The 7,464-nt window shown below is 72.0% G+C and carries 8 protein-coding genes; 4 read left to right on the top strand and 4 right to left on the bottom strand.

Annotation, left to right across the window (positions count from 1 at the left end; translation table 11 throughout):
- The 3 genes from H5J33_RS17295 to H5J33_RS17285 form a co-directional block, all read left to right on the top strand.
- On the top strand, window positions 1-711 hold a 711-nt coding region (locus tag H5J33_RS17295), incomplete at its 5' end, for a collagen binding domain-containing protein (protein WP_181795823.1).
- A gap of 103 nt (window positions 712-814) precedes the next feature.
- Window positions 815-1,636 (top strand): YceI family protein, encoded by an 822-nt coding sequence (locus H5J33_RS17290; protein ID WP_181795822.1) that lies wholly within the window; start codon window positions 815-817, stop codon window positions 1,634-1,636.
- A gap of 48 nt (window positions 1,637-1,684) precedes the next feature.
- Window positions 1,685-2,155 (top strand): PPOX class F420-dependent oxidoreductase, encoded by a 471-nt coding sequence (locus tag H5J33_RS17285; protein WP_181795821.1) that lies wholly within the window; start codon window positions 1,685-1,687, stop codon window positions 2,153-2,155.
- On the opposite strand, the gene H5J33_RS17280 is transcribed toward H5J33_RS17285, so the two are convergent.
- From H5J33_RS17280 to H5J33_RS37535, 3 genes are all read right to left on the bottom strand, one after another.
- Window positions 2,156-2,914 (bottom strand): TetR/AcrR family transcriptional regulator, encoded by a 759-nt coding sequence (locus H5J33_RS17280; RefSeq protein WP_181795820.1) that lies wholly within the window; start codon window positions 2,912-2,914, stop codon window positions 2,156-2,158.
- Between the two features lie 100 nt (window positions 2,915-3,014).
- Window positions 3,015-4,400: an MFS transporter gene (locus H5J33_RS17275; RefSeq protein WP_220212445.1), complete on the bottom strand. Its 1,386-nt coding sequence runs from the start codon at window positions 4,398-4,400 to the stop codon at window positions 3,015-3,017.
- Window positions 4,401-4,425: 25 nt separating this feature from the next.
- Entirely contained in the window at window positions 4,426-4,662 is a 237-nt protein-coding gene (locus H5J33_RS37535; protein ID WP_399552847.1) for a hypothetical protein, read from the bottom strand.
- Here H5J33_RS37535 and H5J33_RS37530 point away from each other — a divergent pair.
- A complete protein-coding gene (locus H5J33_RS37530) occupies window positions 4,657-6,666 on the top strand; it encodes a DUF4157 domain-containing protein (protein WP_399552846.1) in 2,010 nt (669 codons plus the stop codon). The two genes, H5J33_RS37535 and H5J33_RS37530, sit on opposite strands and share 6 nt — an antisense overlap.
- A gap of 3 nt (window positions 6,667-6,669) precedes the next feature.
- On the opposite strand, the gene H5J33_RS17265 is transcribed toward H5J33_RS37530, so the two are convergent.
- A partial coding sequence (locus tag H5J33_RS17265) for an ATP-binding protein (protein WP_181795819.1) occupies window positions 6,670-7,464 on the bottom strand: 795 nt, incomplete at its 5' end.

The raw sequence follows: 7,464 nt of genomic DNA, 5'->3' as shown, positions 1-7,464 counted from the left end.
CCGCAGGCCGCGGTCACCCTGATATCGCTGTCCGGCCGCCAGCTGGGCCGCTCGGTCGCCCAGGCCGACGGTTCCTACGCGCTCGACGCCCCGGGCACCGGCAGCTACGTCCTGATCGCCTCCGCCGACGGCTACCAGCCGCAGGCCTCCACCATCGTGGTGGGCGAGGAGCCGGTGTCGTACGACATCCTGCTCAGCGGCACCAGCGGGCTGACCGGCGTGGTCCGGGCGGCCGGGAGCGCGCAGCCGGTCAAGGACGCGATGGTGATCGTCACCGATGTGCGCGGTGACCTGCTGGCCACCGCCGCCACCGGGGAGCAGGGCGACTTCGCCCTCACCGACCTGGTGCCCGGCACGGTGACCGTCGCGGTCAACGCGAGCGGGTTCCGGCCGCGGGCCCTGCCGGTCGAGGTCGGCGCCACCGGCGTCACCCGGATCGAGGTCGACCTGGACGCCGGCGCCCGGCTCCAGGGTGTCGTCCGGGCCCCGCACGGCCCGCTGGCCGACGCCCGGGTCACCCTGGTCGACCAGGCGGGCAACGTGGTCGGCACCGCCACCACCGGGGCGGACGGGGCGTACGCCTTCACCGACCTGGACGGCGGCGAGTACACCGTCATCGCGACCGGCTACCCGCCGGTGGCCACCGCGCTGACCGTGACCGGCCCCGGCGTGGACGGCCACGACATCGAACTCGCCCACCCCGGCGAGTAGTCACACCCCGGCCCGTGGCGGTGCGCGCCCTGAGCGGAGGGCGCGCACGCCGCGGGCCGGTCTCGTACGAGCAATTTTTGAGCCTTTTTCAGGGAGAAACGGGATGGGACTGACCGCGAAGATCCGTACGCGGGACGGGTGGGCCGTGTCGCACGCGGTCGTCACGGTGACCGACATGACCGGTACGCAGGTGCTGCGCGCCGAGGCGGATCACGAGGGAGCCGTACGGGACACCACCGAGCTGGCGCCGGGGGCGTACACCGTGATCGTGACGGCCGTCGGGTACGCGCCCGCGGCCTCCTCCGCGATCGTCACCGCGAGCGGCCGGGCCGAGGTCGGCACGGTCACGCTGGCCCGGCAGGGCGGCACCGAGCTGCCGCCGCCCGGCCCCTGGACCATCGACCCGGCGCACTCCTCGGTCGCCGCGGTCGCCCAGCACCTGGGCATCTCCAGCGTGCACGGCCGGTTCACGGAGTTCGGCGGCACCATCGAGATCGCCCCCGACGACATCGGCAAGTCCCGGGTGGAGGCGGTGATCCGGGCGGCCTCCATCGACACCGGCAACGGCATGCGCGACACGCACCTGCGCTCCGCGGACTTCCTGGACGTCGAACGGCACCCGGAGATCACCTACCGCTCGACGGGCCTGACCCAGGCCGGCTCCGACCGCTGGACCGTGCACGGCGAACTGTCCCTGCACGGCGTCGTACGACCGGTGGACCTGGACCTCGCCTACCTGGGCACCGGCGCCGACCCCTGGGGCGGCACCCGTGCCGCGTTCCGGGCCACCGCCGAACTGCGCCGCGAGGACTTCGCGATGAACTACAACCAGGTCCTCCAGGCGGGCATCGCCGCCATCGGCACCACGCTGAAGGTGGAGCTGGACATCCAGGCCGTCCAGGGCGACTCGCTCCCCCAGGCGTAGGCACGGCAGGGTCGGCCTCGGGGCACCCGCTGCCCCTAGGCTGCCCCCATGGCACCGAACATCGCTACCAACACCCGTGTACCGCTGGACGAGCTGCTGGACTTCGTACGGCCCCGCCACCGGGCCCTGCTGATCACCCGCCGGTCCGACGGCTCCCCGCAGGCCTCCCCGCTGACCTGCGGGGTGGACGACTCCGGGCGGATCGTGGTCTCCACCTACCCGGAGCGGGCCAAGACGCGCAACGCCAAGCGGGACGAGCGGGTCAGCCTGGTCGTCCTCAGCGACGACTGGAACGGTCCCTGGGTGCAGATCGACGGCACGGCCGAGGTCATCGACGCCCCGGACTCCGTCGAACCCCTCGTCGAGTACTACCGCAACATCGCCGGCGAGCACCCCGACTGGGACGAGTACCGGCAGGCCATGGTCAAGCAGGGGAAGTCCATCATCCGGGTGACCCCGAAGCGGTGGGGCCCGGTGGCGACCGGCGGGTTCCCGGCGCGGCTGGTCCAGGAGGACTAGTCAGCCCCGGGCGACCATCGCCTCGATGCCCGCGACCAGCAGGTCCAGCGCGAAGGTGAAGTCGCGTTCCAGCATCTCGGCCACCGTGTCGCCGCCGCGCGCCGCCATGATGTCCTTGGACTCCCCGATCACCTCGGCGGTCCCCGGGACCTCGTCCACCAGGGCCATGGCCTGCTCGAAGTACTCCTCCGGGGACAGCCCGGTGTCCGCGACCCGGGTCAGGAAGTGGCTCTCGATCGTGCCGAAGCCGTACACGAACTGGAAGACGGCCGAGATCGCCCCGGTCACCCCGTGCGCGGGCAGCCCCGCCCGGCGCACGACCCGCTGGATCGCGCGGGAGAACGCGAGCGACTTCGGGCCGATGTTGAGGTAGCGCCCGGCCAGCGGCGACAGCCACGGGTGGCGCACCAGCAGCTGCCGGTAGGCGGTGGCCAGCTCCCGCAGCTGCTCGCGCCAGTCGGCGCCGGCGTCGTCCGGGTCGGGCAGCCGCAGCTCGGCGTAGACCGCGTCCAGGGCGAGTTCCAGCAGGTCGTCCTTGGTGTCGACGTACCAGTACAGGGACATCGCGGTGACGTTCAGCTCGGCGGCCAGCCGGCGCATGGAGAACCTGGCGAGCCCCTCGGCGTCCAGCAGCCGCACCGACGTCTCGGTGATCCGCTCCCGGTCGAGCCCGGAGGGCTGCCCGCCGCGTCCGCCGCGCCGGGGCTCGCGCTCCCGCCAGACGCTGTCCCGCGCCGACCGGCCTGCCTGCTTCGTCACCGGCGCACCTTTCTCGTCTCATACGCTTGCCAAGATGCTAGGACCGCGTCCGCCGCGAAGGGGCGCGGGGCCGTGCCGACGTGCGGCCCGGCCCCGGACGTCAGGCGGACACCCGCTCCGCCCGCCGCAGCAGCCCGGCCGCCACGAACCCGCCGGCCAGCACGGCGGCGGCTCCCACCAGCTGCCCCGCGCCCAGCCCGGCGGACAGCGAGCGCCCCGAGGCCATGGAGGAGCTGAGCACGGCACCGAGGACGGCCACACCGAGACCGTTCCCGAACTCGGCCAGGGTGCCGTTGATGCCGGCGCCCACCCCCGCCTTCTCCCGCGGGATGGCGCTCATGATGGCGTGCGCCATCGCCGGGTTCGCCACCGCGCACCCCGCGCCGATCAGCAGCAGCCCGAGCAGCGTCCCCGCGTAGCCGCCGGAGTCCACCTCCGCGATCGACACCAGGCCCGCGGACATGCACACCATGCCGAGCGCGATCGACGCCGGCGTGCCCAGCTTCGCCGACCACTTCGCGGACAGCCCGCTGAAGTTGAGCACCACGACCGTCAGCGCCAGCGGAGCGGTCCGCAGACCGGCCTCCAGCGGTTCGTAGCCGAGGACGAACTGGAGGTGCTGGGTCAGCAGGAACAGCGCGCCGCCCATGCCGAACACGATGAGCACGGCCCCGGCGACCGCGCCGGTGAACCGCCGGTCCCGGAAGAAGTGGATGTCGAGCATCGGCTCCTCGGTCCGGCTCTCCCACCAGGCGAAGGCGCCCAGCACCAGCACCGCGACCGCCGCCGTGACCAGCACCCGCGCCGACGTCCAGCCGTGGCCGGGGCCGGAGATGATCGCGTAGACGAGCGAGGCCATGCCTATGGTGGACAGCACCGCGCCGGCCAGGTCCGGGCGGTCGCCGCGCGGGTTCCTGGACTCGGGCACGAGGATCACCACCGCGACCACGGCCAGCGCCGCGACCGGCAGGTTGAGCAGGAAGATCGCGCCCCACCAGAAGTGGTCCAGCACGAAGCCGCCGATCAGCGGGCCGCCGGCGAACCCCAGCGCGTTGACCGCGCTCCAGATGCCGATCGCCTTGGGCTGCTCCTCGGGCGCGAAGATCTGCATCGCCACGGCCAGCGTGGTGGTCATCAGCAGCGCGCCGCCGATGCCCATGCCGGCCCGCGCGGCGATCAGCTGGCCGGTGCTGCCCGCGAGTCCCGCCACCAGCGAACCGGCGCCGAACAGGACGAGTCCGGTGATCAGCATCTTCTTGCGGCCGTAGCGGTCGGCGGCGCTGCCGGCGGTGAGCAGCAGGCCGGACTGGACCAGGGAGTACGCGTTGATCATCCACTGGATGTCGGAGGTCGCCGCGTGCAGCTCGCGGGTGAGCGAGGGGATGGCCACGTTCAGGACGGTGTTGTCGAGCAGCACGGTGAGCTGCGCGAGACAGATGACGCCGAGAATCAGCCAGCGCTGGGGATGGCCTTGGGAGGTGTACAACACGATTTCCGGCCGGGATCCCGGCTCAGTCGCCCGCCTTCCGCGTCAGGTCGTAGAACGTCGCCGAGCCCACCGTCACCTTCGTGAACGTGCTCTGCACCCAGGAACTGATCCGCGAGGCGGTGCCGTCGCCGCCGCCCATGCCCCCGCCCATGCCGCCGCCCGCGATGAAGTAGTGGATACGGCCCTGCGCCACGTACTCCTTGAACCGGGCGAGCGTCGGGGACGGGTCGGTGCCGAGCAGCCCGATCCCGGGGTGCACGACGTGCTGCGCTCGGCCGGCAAGCCCCTGGCGGCGCCGGTGCGTCAGGACATGGAGGCGCGGTTCGGCACGGACTTCTCCGATGTGCGCCTGCACACCGGTCCCGTCGCCGCCCGCTCGGCCCGTGCCATCGGGGCGCGTGCCTACACCTCCGGCAGCCATGTCGTCCTCGGCGACGGCGGCGGCGACAAGCACACCCTCGCCCACGAGCTGACGCACGTCGTCCAGCAGCGCCAGGGCCCGGTGGCGGGCACCGAGCACGGTAACGGGCTCAGGATCTCCGACCCGTCGGACCGCTTCGAGCGCGAGGCGGAGGCCACCGCCGCCAGGGTGCTGAGCGGGCCGGCCACGCTCCAGCGGCACCCGGCCGGCCCGGACGCGCAGGCCCCGGGCACCACGTCCGCGCCCGCCGTCCAGCGGATGGAGGCGCCCTCCGCCGCGGGGGCCGCCCCGGACGCGGGGCCGAAGCCCGGCAAGGTGCTCCACCAGCCGGCCTACGCCTCCGGAGACCAGTTCGCCGTCGCCGCGATGCTCATCGCCGACCCGGAGGTCCGCCTCTACATCACCCACACCCCGGGCGAGGAAGGCGCTGTCCGCAAGCTCCAGGAGTTCTACACGCAATCGGGCATAGCCGCCCCCCGGATCACGCCGGTTCCGGTCGCGGAATCCGACAGCCGCATGACGGCGGTGAAGAGGGCCTCGGGGCAGAAGCCCATCGGCGTCGGCGACGCGACGAAGTACGTCGGCGAGAACTTCAGCGAGGAGATGCGCGAGAAGATCCGGGCCGGCTGGGGGCTCGACGGAGACGGGACGGACCGGGCCGCGGACCCCGTCGAGGAGTGGCTGAAGCGGAAGAACGTGGACGCGAAGGGCAAGAAGATCGCGGTCCTGTGGTCCAGGTTCAGCGGCAAGAGCGGCGAGGTCCACATCGAGCACGATTCCGGCTACCTCGGCATGGCACAGATCATCGCCGGACTCGGCAGCGTGGACCTGGTGCTGATCGTGGGTGATTCCGCGCCGAAGAACCGGCAGGGGGGCGCCGCCGGGGCCGGGAAGCCGAAGTACGCGTCGATCGTGGACGCCTACACCCCGAAGCCCGAGGCGAGCGACGACCACGACGAGGAGATGCGCGGCTTCCACGCCAAGGTCGTCGACCTGACGCAGTTCTGGAACGACGACGACTTCAAGCGCACCGTCGGCACGACCCGCAACCACCAGTTCCAGGTGTTCGACTACCTGCACCGCAACGCGACCACGCGTCACCTCGGCTTCCGCAGCGGGAACCTCGAAGCGATGGCCCTGATGGGATTCACCGTCAGGTACATGGAGGAGCCCGACAGCTTCGCCGGGGGCAGCCGCATGGAGGCGTGGCACGCGGACGGAGACACCGGCCGCACGGAGACCGGCGGCCTGGCTCCCGGTTACGAACGCATCCGGGTCAGCGCGCCGCCCACCCGCTCCGGCAAGCACCAGAAGTCGCTCCCGCCCGAGGAGCAGACCGGAGCGCAGAAGCACGCCGCATGGCACCAGCAGGACAAGGACGCGTACGGGCACGTGAAGAGCCCGGGGGGAAGGTCGCTGCCGAAGGGGTTCGCCGACGAGGACCTCGCGAACATCGACGCCTACCTGCGCACCGGAAAGAGCGAGGAAGGGCTCGCCCCTGAGCTGATCAGCGCCATGAAGGAGATCTCCCGGGTCTACACCGACGCGCTGGAGAAGCTGAGCAAAGCCGAGGCAGCGGCGGAGCAGGCGGTCAAGTCCGCCAAGAAGACGGCGGCGGACCCCAAGAAGACCGACCAGGCCAAGAAGCTCTCACAGCAGAGGGCGGATGCCCTGGTGCACACAAGGGACACCGTCAGGGAAGAGTCGGACGCGGCCATCGAAAAGGCGAAGAAGCGATTCCAGGAGCTGTGCGACACCTACGGCCTGCTCGACACCCTCCGGGCACGCAACCTCTTCGCCCAGAACCACGCCCACCTTCTCGGGCCGGACGCCCAGGACTGAGCCTCACGCCCCGAAGGCCACCGGCAGATACGGGCCGAACTCGGTCTCCAGGACCAGGCGGCCCAGTTTGCGGTACTCCTGGGCGATCGCCGTCACCACCTGGCTCATGGTGAGCGGCGCCCCGGACTCCGCCGCGAGGTAGGCCGCGGTCACCGCGCAGGCCCGGATGGAGCCGCCGGCCAGTTCGAAGCGGTCGGCGCAGAAGTCCAGGTCCAGGTCGCCGGCGCGGGGCAGGCGGTCGCCCAGGCAGCGCTCCCACAGGGCGAGCCGCTGGCCGGCGTCGGGCACCGGGAAGTCGGCGATCACGTCCAGCCGGCGGGTGAACGCCTCGTCCAGGTTGGCCCGCAGGTTGGTGGTCAGCACCGCGATCCCGTCGAACGACTCCATGCGCTGGAGCAGGTACGCCGACTCGATGTTGGCGTGCCGGTCGTGCGCGTCCTTCACCTCCGAGCGCTTGCCGAAGATCGCGTCGGCCTCGTCGAAGAGCAGCACGGCGTTGACCGCCGACGCCTCGGTGAAGATCCGCTCCAGGTTCTTCTCGGTCTCGCCCACGTACTTGTCGACCACCGTGGACAGGTCCACCACGTACAGGTCCATGCCCAGGTCGGCGGCGACGACCTCGGCGGACATGGTCTTGCCGGTGCCCGACTCGCCAGCGAACAGCGCGATCACCCCGCGGCCGCGGCCGCCGCCGGGCCGCATCCCCCACTGTCCGAGGACCTGTTCCCGGTGGCGGGCGCGCAGCGCGAGTTCCCGCAGCCGCCGGTGGGTGAGCGGCGGGAGCACCAGGTCGTCCCA

Source organism: Streptomyces sp. WELS2 (genome assembly GCF_013870595.1).
In the GTDB taxonomy this organism is placed as follows: Bacteria; Actinomycetota; Actinomycetes; order Streptomycetales; family Streptomycetaceae; genus Streptomyces.
Note: the sequence above shows the minus strand (reverse complement) of the source record. Positions and strands in the feature narration are given on the sequence as shown.